The organism is Caballeronia sordidicola (assembly GCF_001544455.2).
In the GTDB taxonomy this organism is placed as follows: Bacteria; Pseudomonadota; Gammaproteobacteria; order Burkholderiales; family Burkholderiaceae; genus Caballeronia; species Caballeronia sordidicola.
Genome location: NZ_FCOC02000003.1, coordinates 565906 through 583589 on the forward strand (window position 1 = coordinate 565906; position 17684 = coordinate 583589).

Genomic DNA, 17684 nt, shown 5'->3' on the forward strand with positions numbered 1-17684 from the left:
CGCGGTGAGTCCAAACCAGCGCAACCAGCCAATGGGGAACCGATGACCGTATGCGTGCTGCACGTTGCAGCGGAAATGTATCCGCTTTTGAAAACCGGCGGCCTCGCAGATGTCGTAGGCGCGTTGCCGCCGGCCCAGATGCAACTGGGCACGGACGCCCGTGTGATCCTGCCGGCGTTTCCGTCTGTTGTGGCCGGGCTGACGCAGATCGAGCATGTGGCGGATCTCGGACCGGCGTTCGGCCTGGGGAATGTCAGGCTCGAGCGCGGCGTGCTGGCGGCGCATTCGGTCGTGGTTTATATCATTCGGGCCGATGCCTTTTACGACCGGCCGGGCAATCCTTATCTGGACGCTTCACACACTCAATACGCGGACAGCGACCGGCGCTTTGCACTGCTCGGCTGGGCGGCGGCGCGCGTTGCGAATGGCGCCGATCCAGCATGGAAGCCGCACGTACTGCACGCGCACGACTGGCATGCGGGCCTTGCACCGGCCTATCTGCGAGCCTGGGAGCGCCAGACGGGCGTGCCGCGCATACCGTGCGTCATAACGGTTCATAACCTGGCGTATCAGGGTGTTTTCCCGGCGGCGGGATTTGGCGTGCTGCAGTTGCCGGCGGATTTTTTCTCGATCAATGGCGCTGAGTTCTACGGCCATATTTCGTTTCTGAAGGCGGGGCTTTTCTACTCCGATCGCATCACGACAGTCAGCCCGACCTACGCCCGCGAGATCCAGACGCATGCGCAGGGCGCGGGTCTTGATGGCCTCTTGCGCACGCGCACGCACGACATCAGCGGCATTCTCAATGGCGTCGACAAGACGGTGTGGAATCCCGCCACCGATACGGCCATCAATGCGCAATATTCCATCGGCAAATTCGCGGGCAAGGACAAATGCAAGGCCGCGCTGCAGGAACGCATGGGTCTTGCGCGCGAACCGGGCGCGCTGGTATTCGGCGTGGTGAGCCGTTTGACAGAGCAGAAGGGCATTGATCTGCTGCTCTCGGCCATTCCCGATATTGTCCAGCGCGGCGGACAACTGGTCGTGCTCGGCACCGGCGATCCGGCGCTCGAAAACGGCCTCAAGAACGCCGCCGCGGCGAATCCCCGGGCGGTCGCCGTGGAACTCGGTTTCGACGAAACGTTGTCTCATTCGATCATCGCGGGCAGCGACGTCGTGATGGTGCCGTCGCGCTTCGAACCTTGCGGGCTCACGCAGCTTTACGCGCTCGCGTATGGATCGTTGCCGCTCGTTCATTGCGTGGGCGGCCTGGCCGATACGGTTGTGGACGCGTCGCTTGAAAATCTCGCCGATGAACTCGCGACCGGCTTCGTGTTCGAGAAGTTCGACCGGGCGGCGATTGTTGCCGCCATTCGCCGGGCGTTCGCGTTGAAAGCGCGGCGGCTGGAATGGAAAGCGGTTGTTCATCGCGCAATGGAGCAGGACTTCGGCTGGGAAGCGTCGGCATTGCGCTATGCGAACGTGTATCAGGAGTTGACCGGCCTGCAGTCCGCCTAGTCGTTCGGCTCGCGTGCGAGCGCGTGGATTGCGATCTGTACCCGGCTCGTGAGATTGAGCTTGCGCAGCACGTTGCGTACGTGAATTTTGACGGTGCTCTCCGCCAGATCGAGTTCGCGTGCGATGTCTTTATTGCTCGCTCCTCGGGCCACGATTCGCACGATATCGCGTTCGCGCGGCGTCAGAACGGATGAACTGCGGACATCGGGCGCAGGATTTTCGTCGGCTTTCGCCGGCGTCCTCATTTGTGCGATCAACCGCTGCGTCATACTCTCGGCGATCACGGACTCGCCGTCGGCCGCACGACGGATCATTGTGGCGAGCGCATCGGCGTCCATGTTCTTGAGCAGATATCCGCACGCGCCTTCGCGCAGCGCGCACGTCAGTTCGTCCACGTCTTCCGACACGGTGAGCATGATAACGGCCGTATCGGGCAAGTCCTGCTGCAGCAACTGCAGCGTCTCGATGCCTGACAGCCCAGGCATGTTCAGATCGAGCAACACGACATCCGGCCGATGCTGCTTCGCGCGCTTGATCCCTTCAATACCATCAGCGGCGTCGCCCACAACCTCGAAATCGGGCTGGCGCTGCAGCAAGGCGTGCACGCCCGAGCGAAACAGCGTGTGGTCATCGATTAAAAGAATGCGGATGGTCATGCTGCCTGCCTTTTGCCCGCGGGCAGCAACAGATGCACGCGCGCGCCGTTGCCGGGCTCGCTTTCGAGCCGCAATTGCGCGCCAAGACGCGCCGCGCGTTCGCGCATGATGTGAAAGCCAACGTGCGCTTCGCCGCGGCTCGCGATGTCGGCGGGATCGTAACCGTCTCCGTCGTCCTGCACGGCAAGATGAAAATCCTGTGCGTTCCGGATCGTGACGCGTACGTGTGAAGCCGATGCATGCTTGCGGATATTCGATAACGCTTCTTGCAGGATAAACAGCACCTGCAACTGCTGATCGGATGGCAATGGCATTCCGCCCGCCTCTTCAAAGTCGAGCGCAAGCGGCGTGTCCGTTTGCCGCTCGAAGCGCGCGGCGGTTTCCTCTATGGCGTCGCGAAGACTTCCGCTTCCGAACTTCGTGCGGAAATTGACAAGCAGTTCGCGCACATCCTCGTAACTTTCCTCCAGACCGCCACGCAACAGCGGCACGATCTCGCGGATCTCCTTCATGTCGTCGCGCTCGGCCGCGCCGTCGAGCAGATACAACTGCATCTTCAGGAAATTAAGGCTCTGCGCAATGCTGTCATGCAAACCTTGCGCCACCAGATGCCGCTCTTGCGCGACCGCGAGCTGACGCGCCGCAGCGGCCAGCCGATGATTCTGCAGCGCGTTGCCAAGATGCCGCCCGAGGGTTTCGAGCAAGCGCGTTTCCGATGGCAACATGACACGGGCCTCCCGGAAGTGCAGCGAGAAAGATCCAAGTGCAATCTGATGCGAAACGATTCCAAAGGCGGTCACGGCCGAAAACCCGGCGTTGCCGCAATCGGCCGCGTTCTTACCGGGCGAGGCACGGCCGGCGCGCAGGTCCTTGATCACGGCAACGCCGCTCGTGGCCACTGCACCGCACACGCAATCGCGTGCGGGCATGCAGCGTTCGTCATTCAGCATGTGCTCAGGCAGTCCCACGGAGACGACCATGTGGAGATTATCGTCGTCCTGCGCGAGGGTGCGCACCGTCCCCGCATCGGCATTGAATTGACGCATCACGCGTTCGATAAAACCGCGGCATAACACCTCCACGTCATGCGCGCCATGCAGGAATGCGGTCATCTCATACAGCGCCAGCAGTTCGCCGTTGCGCGCGGAAAGCTGCGCTGTCTTGTGAGCGACGCGCCCCGCCAGATCGCGGTACAGGCTTTGAAGTTCGCCCGCCATGCGGTTAAAGCCCTGTGCGAGATGGCCGAATTCATCACGTGACTCGACCTGCAGACGAGCGGTGAATTCGCGTTGTTCGATACGCGACAATCCGCGCTCGAGTCGCCGCACGGGCAACACGAACCACGCATAAAGCAAATACACAATGGCGACGGTTCCAAGGCACGCAAGCGCTGCGAGCGCAAGCTGCGAGCGCCTGAGCCACGCGGTCTTGCGTGCGTTCTCGTGTTCGACCAGACGCACGAGTGCATCGGCTTGCGTGACGAACGCCGGCAAACGGGCGAGGTACGAAGAAGGCTCGGAAGCGTCCTGTGTGATCGCGGGTTTCAGCGCGTCGTGCCAAGTTGCCGAGACCACGTCGAATTGCGCGCGGATGGCCGGCGTTTCCGGCAGAAAAAGGGGACGCACGGGGTCGCCGTGTTTCAATCGGGCCAATGTGGAGTCGAGAAGGGCGCTTTGTGAAGCCACGTTCGCGGGGCGGCCGGCGCGCGCTTCGGCAAGCTGAATGGCGACGTTGCCGGCGCGCATGCGCAGGCTGCCGGCGTCGTTGATTGCGGCGCCCGCTCCTTCGAGTTGCCACGAAAGCCAGAGCGTTCCCACGATCATCGATAAAAACAGCGCAAGCGCAACGCCGGACAGCATCACAATGCGGGTGGATAGCCGGTAGCGCAGCGGCGTAGCGGGTAAAGGGGAGTGAAGCGCGGAATGAAGCGAAAGGTCGGACATGGAACTGCGTGCGCATGCGCCCGGGAAAAGCCAAGGGAACGATTATGCGGCGCGCGAGCGTTTTAAAGCGAGAGTCCGACTGTTTTGCATATGAACTCCCCAATTCCCGCGATGTCCGCCAGAGGCAGAAGCGGAACGTTGGGTGCGTCATGAAGACGCGGGGCGTCGTCCGTGGCGATGGCGAGGATCGCGGTATCGGTTCTATACAGCGGGTCGCGCCCTTCGCCAGGCCGGACGACTTCCAGCCGAGGCAAAGTCTCGCGCGTGAAGCCTTCCACGAGCGTCAGGTCGGCCGGACCCAGGCGCGCAATCAGGTCGGCGAGCGGCGGTTCGGGCGCGTCGTGCAGTTCTCGCACGATCGCATACCGGTACGGCGAAGCAATCAGCACTTCACCCGCGCCGGCGGCGCGAAACCGCGCGCTATCCTTGCCCGGCGGCTCCAGGTCGATTGAATGATGGCTGTGCTTCACCACGTTCACCACCTGGCCGCGAGCCTGGAACCAGGGCAGCAACGCTTCAATCAGCGTGGTCTTGCCTTGTCCCGAGCGCCCGCAAATTCCGAAGATGCGCAGCTTCGCCGCGGCTTGCGTCATATCGCTTTCCCGTCTTTCCATCCCACGATGTCCGCGCGCGCTACCGCTTCAGTCACGTAGCGCCGCTCGGCAAGATCGCGCAGTGCGTGCGACATGGCGTCGCGGATACGCAGCTCGACCTGCTCGAATGGCAACACATGGCCCGGCGATTTGTCATGGACACGGACAATATGAAACCCGAATTCCGTTTCCACGAGCGCCGGGCAAAGCGTGCCCGCGGGCGCGGCAAATACCGCGCGCTCGAATTCTGCCACGGTATCGCCGCGGCCGATTTCCCCGAGCGCGCCGCCATCCGCGCCCGACGGACAATTCGACAGCGTCCGTGCGGCATCGGTGAAGCGCTGTTCGATGTCATCGCCCGCGAGCAACAGGTCATCAAGCGTTTGCTGAGCGCGCGTTTTCAACGCCGCCAGATCCACGCGCTCGGTGACCTGGAACAGGATATGGCTCACCCGCGCCCGCTCGTTCATGCGCCAGCGTTCCTGATCGGCAAGATAGTGGCGCTCGCATTCTTCTTGCGTGGGCCCGACCGACCCGGCGAGTTGATGATCGAGCAGCGCTTCGATCAACTGCTCGTCGTTCGATGCAGATGCCAGGTTCAGATGCGCGGCTTCATCGAGCAGCACACGGCGCAACACGGCAGCGGTGAGCGCCGCCTGCTGCGCGTCGGGCATGTCTGCATGGGCGGCCAGCTCACGCTCGATGTCCTTGTCGGTCAGCTCAGTGCCGTTGACGATCACAGCCATGATGTTCTCCTTTCAATGGATCAGCGCGGACGCACGAGCTGCCATGCGCGGCCCAGGTAAGTGACCGACGCGAAGCCGCTCCACACATGCACGAGCCGCGTGAACGGGAAGATCACGAAGAGCGTCATGCCCATGAAGAGATGCAGGCGGAACAACAGCGGGGCGTCTGCAACGAAGCTCGCGGCGTCGCCGCGGAACGTGACTACGTGCTGCGCCCACGTCATGAGCTGGACCATCATGTGGCCGTCCATATGAGCCGACGATTCGCCGATGGTCGCGAGGCCAAGCAGCAACGTGCAGAGAATCCAGAGCAGCAGAACCTTGTCGCCGGTGCGCGTTACAGCCGAAATACGCGCGCTGGAGATGCGCCGGTGAATCAGAATGAGCAGGCCCGACAGACACAGCCAGCCCATGATGCCGCCCGCGATCATGGCGACCGCCTGCTTCGTGCCGTGATCGACACCGAGGTAATCCCATACGGCGACCGGCGTGAGCAATCCGCCGAGGTGCCCGAAGAACAACCCGAGAATGCCGATGTGAAACAGGATGTTCCCGAGCCGCAGGTTGCCGCGATGAAGCAGTTGCGAACTGTCGGTCTTCCACGTGTACTGCTCGCGTTCGAAACGCGCGAGGCTGCCGAACAGGAAAATGGCCGCCGCGATATACGGATAAATGCCAAACAGAAATTGATTGAGCATGAGCGTGGTCCCTGTAACTCAGTTGGCCGTGGCCGGCGGCCGCGGATGAAATTGCATCGGCTTGGCCATGGGCGCGGAGGTGGATGGAGCAAGCAGCGGTTCGACTCCGTCAGCGCCCGGGCCGAAGCGTTCGAGCGCCTCGTCCATGTCGCGGATAGGCGGAACCTCGGCCGGTTGCGGCACGACATCGGTCATTGAACGCAGGACGGTGAATACGCCCGCGTATGGGCTTTCATCGCGCGCAAGGCGATCGCCAAGCGCGGCAAGGACGTGGATGGCTTCGTCGAGGAGCGTCCGCGCTTCGGAAGGCTCGATGTTGCCGAGCACTTCAAGAAACAGCGGTACGTGATCAGGCAACTCGTTGGTCGCCATCTCGAGACCATACCGCTTATATTCCTCGAGCAGGTCGACCATCGCTTGCCCGCGATCACGGCTTTCGCCGTGAACATGCTCGAACAGATGCAGCGAATGTGCAGGATTGCGATCGAACGTCGCGACATAGTTTTCCTGCAACTCGATCAACGTGCTTTCGCTGAGCAAGGCGAGCAGTGGTTGCAGCGCCGCGCCAGCGGTCTCCGGGAAAGCCGCGAATTCCTGGCGGATTTCGTTCAATGCATCGAGCAATTCCTGCTCGGGATAATCGAGCAAGCTTGCCAGCAACGTGTAGATGGAAAGCGGTCTGCGCGCAGCGGTCATGACGCCACCTCTGTTTTCTTGCGCGACTTTGGCATGTCGGCAAATACCACGCTGCCTTGCGGTTTCTTCCCGAACAACGATCCCTCCGATACCCCGCCCGAGCAGCCATTGCCGAACGTAAAGCCGCAACTGCCCTTGTCGTTGAAGCTGTCTTCCACGATTTCCTTATGCGATGACGGCACGACGAACCGGTCTTCATAGTTCGCGATCGCCATGGTCTGGTACATGTCTTCCACTTGCGCGGGCGTGATGTCCAGGCCCTTGAGCAATTCCGGCTCGGCGCGGCCATGCACGACTTCCGCGCGTTTGAACGCGCGCATGGCGAGCATGCGTTCGAGGGCGGACGTGACGGGCGCCTCGTCGCCAGCGGTCAGCAGGTTCGCCAGGTACTTCACGGGAATGCGCAGGCTCTTCACGTCCGGAATGATGCCGTCCATGCCGATATGACCCGCATCGGCCGCCGATTGAATCGGCGAAAGCGGCGGGATATACCAGACCATCGGCAACGTGCGGTACTCGGGATGCAGCGGGAATGCGACCTTCCATTGCACGGCCATCTTGTAGACCGGCGACTTGCGCGCGGAATCCAGCCAGCTTTGCGGAATTCCTTGCGCGAGCGCTTCGGCCTGCACGGCGGGATCATGTGGATCGAGGAATACGTCGAGTTGCGACTGGTACAGATCCTTCTCGCGTTCAACCGATGCCGCCTCGCCAATCTTGTCGGCGTCATAAAGCAGCACGCCGAGATAGCGAATCCGCCCGACGCAGGTCTCGGAGCAAACGGTCGGCTGACCGGCTTCAAGCCGCGGATAACAGAAGATGCACTTCTCGGCCTTGCCGCTTTTCCAGTTGAAGTAGATCTTCTTGTATGGGCAGCCGGATATGCACATGCGCCAGCCGCGGCACTTGTCCTGGTCCACGAGGACAATGCCGTCGTCTTCGCGCTTGTACACGGAACCGGACGGGCACGAGGCCACGCATGCCGGGTTCAGACAGTGCTCGCACAGGCGCGGCAAGTACATCATGAACGTGTTCTCGAACGTGGAGTACATCTCCTTTTGCACGTCCTCGAACAACGCGTCACGTCCGCGCGATGAAAACTCGCCGCCAAGATCGTCTTCCCAGTTCGGACCCCATTCGATCTTCTCCATCTTCCTGCCGGTGATGACGGAAACGGGGCGTGCGGTCGGCGGGGTCTCGCTCAAACGCGCCTTCTGCAAATGCTCGTAATCGAACGTGAATGGCTCGTAGTAGTCGTCGATAGCCGGCAGGTTCGGATTTGCAAACAGGTTCGCGAGCACCCTGAGCTTGCCGCCCTGGCGCGGACGCAGCCGGCCGGCCGCGTCGCGTATCCAGCCGCCTTGCCACTTCCTCTGGTTCTCCCATTCCTTCGGATAGCCGATACCCGGCTTCGTCTCCACGTTGTTGAACCACGCGTACTCCACGCCATCGCGCGACGTCCACACGTTCTTGCAGGTGACGGAGCAGGTATGGCAGCCAATACACTTGTCCAGGTTCAACACCATTGCGACTTGCGCACGAATTTTCATGATGCTGCTCCTTCACTTTCCTTGAGCGGGCCTTCGAGCCACGCCACTTTTTTCATCTTGCGCACGATCACATATTCGTCGCGATTCGATCCCACCGTGCCGTAGTAGTTGAAACCGTAGGCTTGTTGCGCGTAGCCGCCAATCATGTGCGTGGGCTTGAGCACCGTGCGCGTGACCGAGTTATGGATACCGCCGCGCATCCCGCTCGTCTCGGCGCCGGGCACATTGACGATTTTTTCCTGCGCGTGATACATCAGGCACATGCCGCGCGGCACGCGCTGGCTCACCACGACTCGCGCCGTCAGCGTGCCGTTCACGTTGAACACTTCGACCCAGTCGTTATCCACCAGACCCGATTCCCGGGCTTCGGCTTCGGAGACCCACACATGAGGTCCGCCGCGCGAGAGCGTCAACATGCGCAGGTTGTCCGAGTAAGTCGAATGGATGCCCCATTTCTGGTGCGGCGTGATCCAGTTGAGTACGAGTTCGTGTTCGCCATTTGGCTTCGCGCCGAGCATCTGGGTGATTGTCTTCGTGTCGATAGCCGGGCGATACACGCACGACCCTTCGCCAAAATCCAGCATCCATCTGTGGTCCTGATAAAACTGCTGGCGACCCGTCAGCGTGCGCCATGGGATCAGTTCATGCACGTTCGTATAACCGGCGTTGTAGCTCACTTCCTCGGATTCGAGTCCGGACCAGGTTGGCGCGGAAATGATCTTGCGCGGCTGGGCCTGGACATCGCGGAAACGGATCTTGTCGTGCTCGCGGCCGAGCGCCAGATGCGCGTGTTCGCGTCCCGTGATCTTTGAAAGCGCTTGCCATGCCTTCACCGCCACGTGCCCGTTCGTTTCCGGCGCGAAGGTGAGAATCATCTCGGCGGCGTCGATAGCCGTGTTCAACCGTGGCCGCCCCTGGCTCACGCCCGGTTCGGTGACGGTATGGGTAATGTTCGCGAGTTCGCCGACTTCGAGCGCGCTGTTCCAGTTGATGCCCTTGCCGCCATTGCCCTGTGTGTCGAGCAACGGACCGACCGACGTAAACTTGCGATACACGTCCTTGTAGTTACGCTCGACGACCGTCATGGACGGCGCGGTCTTGCCTGGAATCAGGTCGCATTCGCCGGCACGCCAGTCCTTCGGCTCGAATGGCTGGCCAAGTTCGCCCGGCGTGTCGTGCATGAGCGGCGTGCAGACCAGATCGGTCCGCGTGCCCAGATGCGCGCCGCCGATCTCGGCAAATTTCTCGGCAATGCCCTTGTAGATTTCCCAGTCGCTCTTGCTTTCCCACAACGGTTGAACCGCTTCAGACAACGGATGAATAAACGGATGCATGTCCGATGTATTCAGGTCGTCCTTCTCGTACCAAGTAGCCGTAGGCAGCACGATGTCGCCGTAAAGGCAGGTCGTGCTCATGCGGAAATCGAGCACCGTCAGCAAGTCGAGCTTGCCTTCAGCGGCGGGGCGCACGTTCACCTGACCCGGCATGATGGCGTCGTTTTCGTCGGAGAAGAGGGCGTTCTGCGTGCCGAGCAGATACTTCAGGAAGTACTCATGGCCCTTGCCTGAACTGCCCAGAATGTTCGAACGCCAGACGAACATGTTGCGCGGGAAGTTGACCGGGTTATCGGGGTCATCGCAGGCGAACTGCAGTGCGCCCGACTTCAAGCGGTCGACCACGTAGTCCACGGGTTTCATGCCGGCGCGCGCGGCTTCGTCGGTGAGATCGAGCGGATTTGCTCCGAGTTGCGGCGCGCTCGGCAGCCAGCCCATGCGCTCGGACTTCGCGTTCAGATCGAGCATCGAGAGGTTCGAATACTTACCCTTGTTCGCGGTTGGCGAGAGGATTTCGCCCAGGCCCACTTTCTCGTGACGCCACTGGCTCGTGTGGTTGTAGAAGAACGACGTGCCGTTCATCTGGCGCGGCGGCTTCGACCAGTCGAGCGCGAACGCCAGCGGCGCCCAGCCGAATTGCGGACGCAGTTTTTCCTGGCCCACATAGTGCGCCCAGCCGCCGCCGCTCTTGCCCACGCAGCCGCACATCATCAGGAGGTTGATGATGCCGCGATAGATCATGTCGTTGTGATACCAGTGATTGAGCGCCGCGCCCACGATCACCATGCTCTTGCCCTCGGTCTGATGGGCATTCGTCGCGAATTCGCGCGCGACCTGGATTACCAAATTGCGCGGGACCGTGGTGTGCTTTTCCTGCCATGCGGGCGTGTAGGGAACATCGTCGTCATAGCTCGTTGCGACATTAGCGCCGCCCAGGCCCTGGTCCACGCCGTAGTTCGCCATCTGCAGGTCGAACACGGTTGCTACCAGCGCGCTGGTTCCATCGGCGAGGGTGACGCGCTTTGCCGGCACGCGGCGTTCCAGCAGTGCGTCGTGCTCGCTGCCGAAATAAGGGAAACCGACAGTGGCGACTTCATCTTGCGTATCGATCATGGAAAGACGCGGATCGATCGCGCGGCCGCTTCCGCCGTCCTTCAGCTCGAGGTTCCAGCGGCCGACTTTCTCGCCGTCATTGTGCGCAGCTTCGTTCCAGCGGAAGCCGACAGTGCCGTTGGGCGCGACGATCTGGCCGCTGGCGGCGTCGAGCACGAGCGTCTTCCATTGCGCGTTGTTGGCTTCGTCGAGATTGCTGGCGAGGTGCGATGCGCGCAGGAAGTGATCGGGAACGAGGGTCTCGCCGTTGTCGCGCAGGAGCACGAGCATGGGCATGTCGGTGTATTGCTTGACATAGTCACGGAAATACGCGGACTTGTTCGACGCATTGGCCGCGTGAAATTCCTTCAGCACGACATGGCCCATTGCCATGGCGAGAGCCGCGTCGGTGCCTTGCTTCGGCGCGAGCCAGATGTCCCCGAACTTGACCATTTCGCCGAAGTCCGACGATACCGCCACGGTCTTCGTGCCCTTGTAGCGGACTTCGGAATAGAAATGCGCGTCGGGCGTGCGGGTCTGGGGAATGTTCGATCCCCATACCATGAGATACGTCGAGTTGTACCAGTCGGCGGATTCCGGCACGTCGGTCTGTTCGCCCCAGACTTGCGGGGAAGCCGGCGGCAGATCGCAATACCAGTCGTAAAACGAAAGGCACACGCCCCCGATCAGGCTGAGATAACGCGAGCCCGCGGCATAGGAGACCATCGACATGGCGGGGATCGGCGAGAAACCGATTACGCGGTCCGGTCCGAACTTGCCGACGGTGAACGCGTTCGCCGCCGCGATCATTTCATTAGCGGTGTTCCAGTCGGCGCGCACGAAGCCGCCAAGTCCACGCACGCTCTTGTAGCGTTTTGACTTTACGGGATCCTGACTAATCGACGCCCATGCCGCGACCGGGTCCATGCTTGCCCGCGCTTCGCGCCACATTTCCATCAGGCGGCCGCGGATCATCGGGTATTTCACGCGCTGCGCGGAATACACATACCAGCTATACGACGCACCACGCGGACAGCCGCGCGGTTCGTGATTGGGCAGGTCGGCGCGCGTGCGCGGATAGTCGGTCTGCTGCGTCTCCCAGACAATCAGGCCGTTCTTGACATACACCTTCCACGAGCATGAGCCTGTGCAGTTCACGCCATGCGTGGAGCGCACGATCTTGTCGTGCTGCCAACGGTTTCTATAGCCGTCTTCCCACTTGCGGTCTTCGTTGACAACCGCGCCGTGCCCGTTTGAGAACGTCGATTGCGTGCGCTTGACGAACTTCAGGCGATCCAGAAAATGACTCATTGTTTTGTCCTGTGTCGAATAGGGCGTGTCAGCACGGCATGCCGGCGTTGCGGCGTGCGTAGAAGAACCATGTGATGGCGACGCAGGTCACATAGAACGCGATGAACACATACAGCGCGGGAACGGCCGAGCCGGTCATGTCGAGCGCGGTGCCGAAGGTCTTGGGAATGAAGAAGCCGCCATACGCGCCGATTGCCGCGGAAAAGCCCAGCACGGCCGCCGATTCCTTCGCGGCGTTGTGAAGCGCCAGGCGCTGCGCGGTGGCATCAAGCCCTTTGGCAAGCCGCTGATGCTGGGTCATGAAGATCACCGGGATCATGCGGAAGGTCGAGCCGTTGCCAATGCCCGTGAGCATGAACAGCACGATGAACATGGCATGGAAGCCGCCGAAGTTGCCCGCCGACCCTGCGCCCGGCATGAACGAAATGACGCCAAACACGGCTGCGATCATTGCGATGAAGGTCCACAGCGTCACGCGAGCACCGCCCAGATGGTCGGAGATCCAGCCGCCCACGGGCCGCGCCAACGCGCCGGCGAGCGGCCCGAGGAACGCATAGGCGGTCGGATTGATCGATGGAAACTGCGCTTTAGTCAGCAGCGCGAAGCCCGCCGAAAAACCAATGAACGAGCCGAATGTGCCGATATACAACCAGCACATCAGCCAGTTGTGCATGCGCTTGAAGATCACGGCCTGATCGGAGAACGAAGCCTTGGCGTCGGCAATATCGTTCATGCCGAACCAGGCCGCAATTGACGATGCAACGATGAACGGCACCCAGATGAAGCCCGCGTTCTGCAGCCAGATGCCGTGCTCGACGCCGTCCTTGACGAACGTCTGCCCGCTGCCCGAAAGCGACACGAATGCCGCCGTGGCAATCACGAGCGGCGTGACGAACTGGACCACCGACACACCAAGATTGCCGATGCCCGCGTTCAATCCAGTAGCCAGTCCTTTCTGCGCCTTGGGAAAGAAGAAGCTGATGTTCGCCATCGATGAACTGAAGTTCGCGCCGCCGAATCCGCACAGCAGGGCAAGCACGAGCATGGTGGAGTAGCCGGTCGCCGGGTCGCGCAACGCGAAGCCCATGCCGAGCGCAGGAATCAGCAGCGTGGCGGTGGAGAACGCCGTGAAGCGCCGGCCGCCGAAAATGGGCACGAGAAACGAATAAAAGATTCTCAGCGTGGCGCCTGAGAGCGCGGGCAATGCGGTCAGCCAGAACAACTCGTTCTTCGTGAAATGGAAGCCGGCTTTGTCGAGATTGACGACTACGACGCTCCACAAGGACCACACCGAGAACGCGAGCATCAACGCCGGAATCGAGATCCAAAGGTTGCGATTGGCGATGGATGAACCGCGTGTTTTCCAGAAAGCCGGATCTTCCGGCTCCCAATTTTTCAGGACATAGTTGGACATGTTTTTGCCGGTGGCGTTAGACGGAGGCGCGGGGCAGGACGGCTGGCCCATGCGCGCGGAAAGAGAAGTGCATCCAGATCAGGCTCACGGCCGTTGCGCCGAAAAGCAGCATGAAACACGAGCTGCTGACGCCGGTCAGGTCGGCGAGCAAGCCAAAGAGAATGGGCAGCGCGAAGCCGGCAATGCCGCCGGCAAGACCGACCACGCCGGACACCGCGCCGATGTTGCCGGTGTATTCATCGGAGACAAACTTGAAGACCGACGCCTTGCCAATCGCCATTGCAATGCCGACCGTGAACATCAACACCGTAAAGACCGTGGGCGACACGGCAATATTGAAAGCGAGCGGACCGAAGCTTGATTGCACGGTCAAGGCGGTGTCGGGATAGCTCAGGAAAAAGAAGCACGCGAGCACGGTCCACATCACGGCCCAGGTGGTTTTCTGCGCGCCGAAGCGATCGGACAGCCATCCGCCGATGGCGCGCAGCACGCCGCCTGGAAGCGAGAAACACGCGGCCAGCAACGCGGCCTGCTCAATGTGAAAGCCGTAGTGACTGACGTAGTAATGCGGCAGCCACAGCGCAAGGCCAACGTAACCGCCGAACACGACCGAGTAATACTGCGAGTAGCGCCACGCGCGACGATCCTTCATCACGCTCAACTGGCTCGCAAACGTAGGCGGATTCTCGACGCGATGCGCGGGATTGGTCGCCGACGTGATCCAGAACAGCGCGGCCGTAACGAGCATGGCGATGGAATACACCTTTGGCACGATCGTCCATGTTCCTGCTGTCACGATCATCACCGGCGCGACGAACTTGGTCAGTGCCGTCCCGCTGTTGCCGGCCCCGAAGATGCCCATCGCAAAACCCTGCTGTTCCTTTGGAAACCATCGCGCCACGTAGGGCGTGCCAACCGAAAAGCATGCACCGGAGAGGCCCACGAGCAGCCCGAGCACGATGAATTGCCAGAACTGCGTGGCATACGCCAGCAACCACAGCGGAATGACGGTCACGAGCATCGTCAGGAGAAAGACGATGCGTCCGCCAAAGCGATCCGTGTAGATGCCAAGGGGCACGCGCGCGAGCGAGCCCGATAAAACCGGCGTGGCGGCGATCAGGCCGAATTCGGTATCGGTGAGGCCGAGTTGTGTCTTCAGCGGAATGCCGAGAATCGCGAACATCATCCAGATTGCAAAGCAGATGGTGAACGCGAAGGTGCTGGACCACAGCACGCGCCAGGCGCGCGGATCGGCCGTGGACGCGGTGGTCGTAGCGGGCGGCTTGGGGGCGCGGGGCTTGTTCGGCGTTTTGCCGGGTTTCCTGCTTGAGGCAGTCATGGTGCGTGCCTGTCGATTAAGTTTGCGTTGTAGTGGGAATCGACTGCAAGATTAGGAACTGCGCGGCGTGCCGGCCATTCGCCGATGGGAGGACGCGACTCCATGTCGCTCCTTCGGCGGAAGTACTCCGAAAGGAGTAAAACTGCAACGTGTGCCCGCTGACCCACGGGCGCGCCGCCATCCGATACAACGCGGCGATGCAATGCAGCATCGCTGGACATGAGGAAAGAACATGGCTGAAGACGATCTGAAACTTACCTTTTTGCCGCAGCAGTTTTCCACTGATGTGATGCTGGAAAAGTATGCGAAGGGCGACGAAACGCGCATTGAAGATATTTATAGAAGGGTCGCGCGAGGCGTGGCGCTCGCGGAACCGGAGGCGCTTCGAAAGCAGGTGGAGACAGAGTTCTTCGAGAATTTCCAGCGCGGCGCGCTGGGCGGGGGGCGCATCATGAGCGCGGCCGGCACGGGTATCGAGGCGACGCTCATCAACTGTTTCGTGCAGCCTGTGGGCGACGCGATCCAGGGCACGGACGAGAACGGCTTGCCGGGCATTTATGTCGCATTGTTGCAGGCGGCTGAAACCATGCGGCGCGGCGGCGGCGTGGGCTACAACTTTTCCGCTATCCGGCCAAAGGGTGCACGGGTGCATTCAACGGGTTCATCGGCGTCGGGTCCGTGCAGCTACATGGATGTCTTCGATGCTTCGTGCAGGACCGTGGAAAGCGCGGGCTCGCGGCGCGGCGCGCAGATGGGCATTCTCGATTGCACGCATCCTGACTTGCTCGAGTTCATCGCGGCGAAGCACGTTAAAGGGCGCTGGAACAACTTCAACGTATCGGTTGCCGTGACCGACGAGTTCATGCAGGCCGTATCCGACGACGCGCAGTGGCAGCTCGTGCATCGGGCGGAACCTTCGCCTTCGTTCAAGGCGTCGGTGGACGCGCATCAGCGTGACGATGGTTTGTGGGTGTATCGCGAGGTCCGTGCACGCGAAGTGTGGGACACGATCATGCGTTCGACCTACGACGTGGCCGAGCCGGGCGTGGTCTTCATGTCGCGCATGAACGACGACAACAACCTGCGCGCCGTGGAATCGATCCGTGCAACGAATCCGTGTGGCGAGCAGCCTTTGCCCGCGTATGGCTGCTGCAATCTCGGGCCGTTGAACCTGACGTGCTTCGTGCGCGATCCGTTCGCGCAGCGGCACGGCGGCACGCCCGTGTTCGATTGGGACGCGCTTGGCAAGAGCACCCGCACGCAGGTTCGTTTTCTCGACGACGTGCTCGACGTCACGCTTTGGCCATTGCCCGAGCAGGACAAGGAGGCGCGCGAGAAGCGGCGCATTGGCGTTGGCTTTACGGGTCTGGGCGACACGCTCGTGATGCTTGGCGTGCGCTACAACTCGCAGGAGGGACGCGACTTTGCCACGCGCGTGGCGCGCACCATGCGCGACGAAGCGTATCGCGCGTCGGTGCAACTTGCCCGCGAGCGGGGCGCGTTTGCGCTCTTCGATGCAGAAAAGTACCTTGAAACAGGCACTTTTGCGTCACGTTTGCCTGATGACCTCAAGGCCGAGATCCGGCGCGACGGCATTCGCAATAGCCATCTTCTGTCCATTGCACCAACCGGAACCGTGAGTCTCGCGTTTGCCGACAATGCGTCCAACGGAATCGAGCCCGCGTTCTCATGGACATATAACCGCACGAAGCGCATGGCGGACGGCAGCAGGCAAACCTTCGCGGTCGAAGATCATGCGTACCGGCTGTATCGGGAGCTTGGGGGCGATGTGAAGTCACTGCCGGATTATTTCGTCAGCGCGCTGGAAATGTCGGCGCACGATCATCTGGAGATGATGGCTGCCGTTCAGCCGTATGTGGACACATCGATTTCGAAGACGGTGAACGTACCCGCCGATTATCCGTTCGAAGCCTTCAAGGATCTTTATTTCGATGCATGGCGCCGCGGCCTCAAAGGGCTCGCTACCTACAGGCCAAACGACACGCTGGGCGCGGTGCTGTCTGTCGCGCCCGAGGCGCCCGTGGCCGTGGCTTCCGATCCATCGGATGCCGCGGACTCTGAAGTGCAGCTTGATCCGCTGCGCATTGCCATCGATCATCGGCCGCGCGGCGAGTTGCCGGCGATTATCGAGAAGGTGGAATACCTCACGCAAGCGGGCAAGAAGTCGCTGTACGTGGCGGTGTCGTTCATGGAAATTACCGGACGGCTTGGCGGCGAAGATGTCACCATCGAGCGGCCTATCGAGTTCTTCATTCCAACCGGTCAGCGCGATGAATCGCAGCAATGGATCACCGCAACCATGCGCTCCTTGTCGCTTGCCGCGCGCGGCGGGTTTGTAGCACGCAACCTGCAGGACATGCGCAAGGTGTCATGGGATCGCGGCCAGGTGCGCCTGGGCGACGTTGAACGTCTTGACGGACACAAGGCTCCACGCTGGCACGATTCCGAAGTCGCCGCGCTGGCTTACGCGATCCAGCAGATTCTGCATCGACGTGGTTTCCTCGATGTCGAAGGCGGACAGGTGCCGTCTCGGCTGCTTGCTCAACGTCGCAAGGACGCCGAACAAACGAAGGCGCAAGCCGATGAATCCATCGATGACGACATTACCGCCGTCGTGGAAGAAAATGCCGATGCAGCCAATCCTCATGCATTGCTGCCCATCCCCGGCCGCAAATGTCCTACGTGCGGCGCGAATGCAATGATTCGCAAGGACGGCTGCGACTTCTGTACCGCGTGCGGTGAAGTTGGGGCTTGCGGCTGACGCTTGCGCACG

At 61.4% G+C, this 17684-nt stretch carries 12 protein-coding genes; 2 read left to right on the forward strand and 10 right to left on the reverse strand.

Features of this window, described 5'->3' with window-relative positions; translation table 11 throughout:
* Positions 1 to 42: 42 nt before the first annotated feature.
* Positions 43 to 1518 carry a glycogen synthase GlgA gene (gene glgA / locus AWB64_RS08880; protein WP_060818305.1) on the forward strand — a complete coding sequence of 492 codons (1476 nt, stop codon included), beginning with the start codon at positions 43 to 45 and terminating at the stop codon, positions 1516 to 1518.
* Here the strand turns inward: glgA and AWB64_RS08885 are convergent.
* The 10 genes from AWB64_RS08885 to AWB64_RS08930 all read right to left on the reverse strand — a co-directional run bounded on the left by AWB64_RS08885 (position 1515) and on the right by AWB64_RS08930 (position 14890).
* On the reverse strand, positions 1515 to 2174 hold the full coding sequence (locus tag AWB64_RS08885) for a response regulator (RefSeq protein ID WP_060818306.1): 660 nt from the start codon (positions 2172 to 2174) through the stop codon (positions 1515 to 1517). The two genes, glgA and AWB64_RS08885, sit on opposite strands and share 4 nt — an antisense overlap.
* The gene (locus AWB64_RS08890; protein ID WP_060818307.1) at positions 2171 to 4117 is read right to left on the reverse strand and encodes a type IV pili methyl-accepting chemotaxis transducer N-terminal domain-containing protein; all 1947 of its coding nucleotides are present in this window, start codon (positions 4115 to 4117) and stop codon (positions 2171 to 2173) included. Before AWB64_RS08890 ends, AWB64_RS08885 begins: the two co-directional genes overlap by 4 nt.
* Before the next feature lie 62 nt (positions 4118 to 4179).
* Entirely contained in the window at positions 4180 to 4710 is a 531-nt protein-coding gene (gene mobB, locus AWB64_RS08895; protein ID WP_060818308.1) for a molybdopterin-guanine dinucleotide biosynthesis protein B, read from the reverse strand.
* A complete protein-coding gene (locus tag AWB64_RS08900) occupies positions 4707 to 5456 on the reverse strand; it encodes a peptidylprolyl isomerase (RefSeq protein ID WP_060818309.1) in 750 nt (249 codons plus the stop codon). The genes mobB and AWB64_RS08900 overlap by 4 nt, the downstream gene beginning before the upstream one ends.
* Before the next feature lie 20 nt (positions 5457 to 5476).
* Complete coding sequence (gene narI, locus AWB64_RS08905; RefSeq protein ID WP_060818310.1) at positions 5477 to 6154, reverse strand: respiratory nitrate reductase subunit gamma; 678 nt, start codon at positions 6152 to 6154, stop codon at positions 5477 to 5479.
* Positions 6155 to 6172: 18 nt separating this feature from the next.
* Entirely contained in the window at positions 6173 to 6850 is a 678-nt protein-coding gene (narJ, locus tag AWB64_RS08910; protein ID WP_060818311.1) for a nitrate reductase molybdenum cofactor assembly chaperone, read from the reverse strand.
* A complete protein-coding gene (narH, locus tag AWB64_RS08915; RefSeq protein WP_060818312.1) occupies positions 6847 to 8400 on the reverse strand; it encodes a nitrate reductase subunit beta in 1554 nt (517 codons plus the stop codon). The genes narJ and narH overlap by 4 nt, the downstream gene beginning before the upstream one ends.
* Positions 8397 to 12137, reverse strand: a complete 3741-nt coding sequence (locus tag AWB64_RS08920) for a nitrate reductase subunit alpha (protein WP_060818313.1) — start codon at positions 12135 to 12137, stop codon at positions 8397 to 8399. The genes narH and AWB64_RS08920 overlap by 4 nt, the downstream gene beginning before the upstream one ends.
* 28 nt (positions 12138 to 12165) lie before the next feature.
* Positions 12166 to 13551, reverse strand: a complete 1386-nt coding sequence (locus AWB64_RS08925; protein WP_060818314.1) for a NarK family nitrate/nitrite MFS transporter — start codon at positions 13549 to 13551, stop codon at positions 12166 to 12168.
* A gap of 16 nt (positions 13552 to 13567) precedes the next feature.
* Positions 13568 to 14890: an MFS transporter gene (locus AWB64_RS08930; RefSeq protein ID WP_082850401.1), complete on the reverse strand. Its 1323-nt coding sequence runs from the start codon at positions 14888 to 14890 to the stop codon at positions 13568 to 13570.
* Between the two features lie 232 nt (positions 14891 to 15122).
* On the opposite strand from AWB64_RS08930, the gene AWB64_RS08935 reads away from it, so the two are divergent.
* On the forward strand, positions 15123 to 17672 hold the full coding sequence (locus AWB64_RS08935; RefSeq protein ID WP_060818315.1) for an adenosylcobalamin-dependent ribonucleoside-diphosphate reductase: 2550 nt from the start codon (positions 15123 to 15125) through the stop codon (positions 17670 to 17672).
* Positions 17673 to 17684 lie beyond the last annotated feature (12 nt).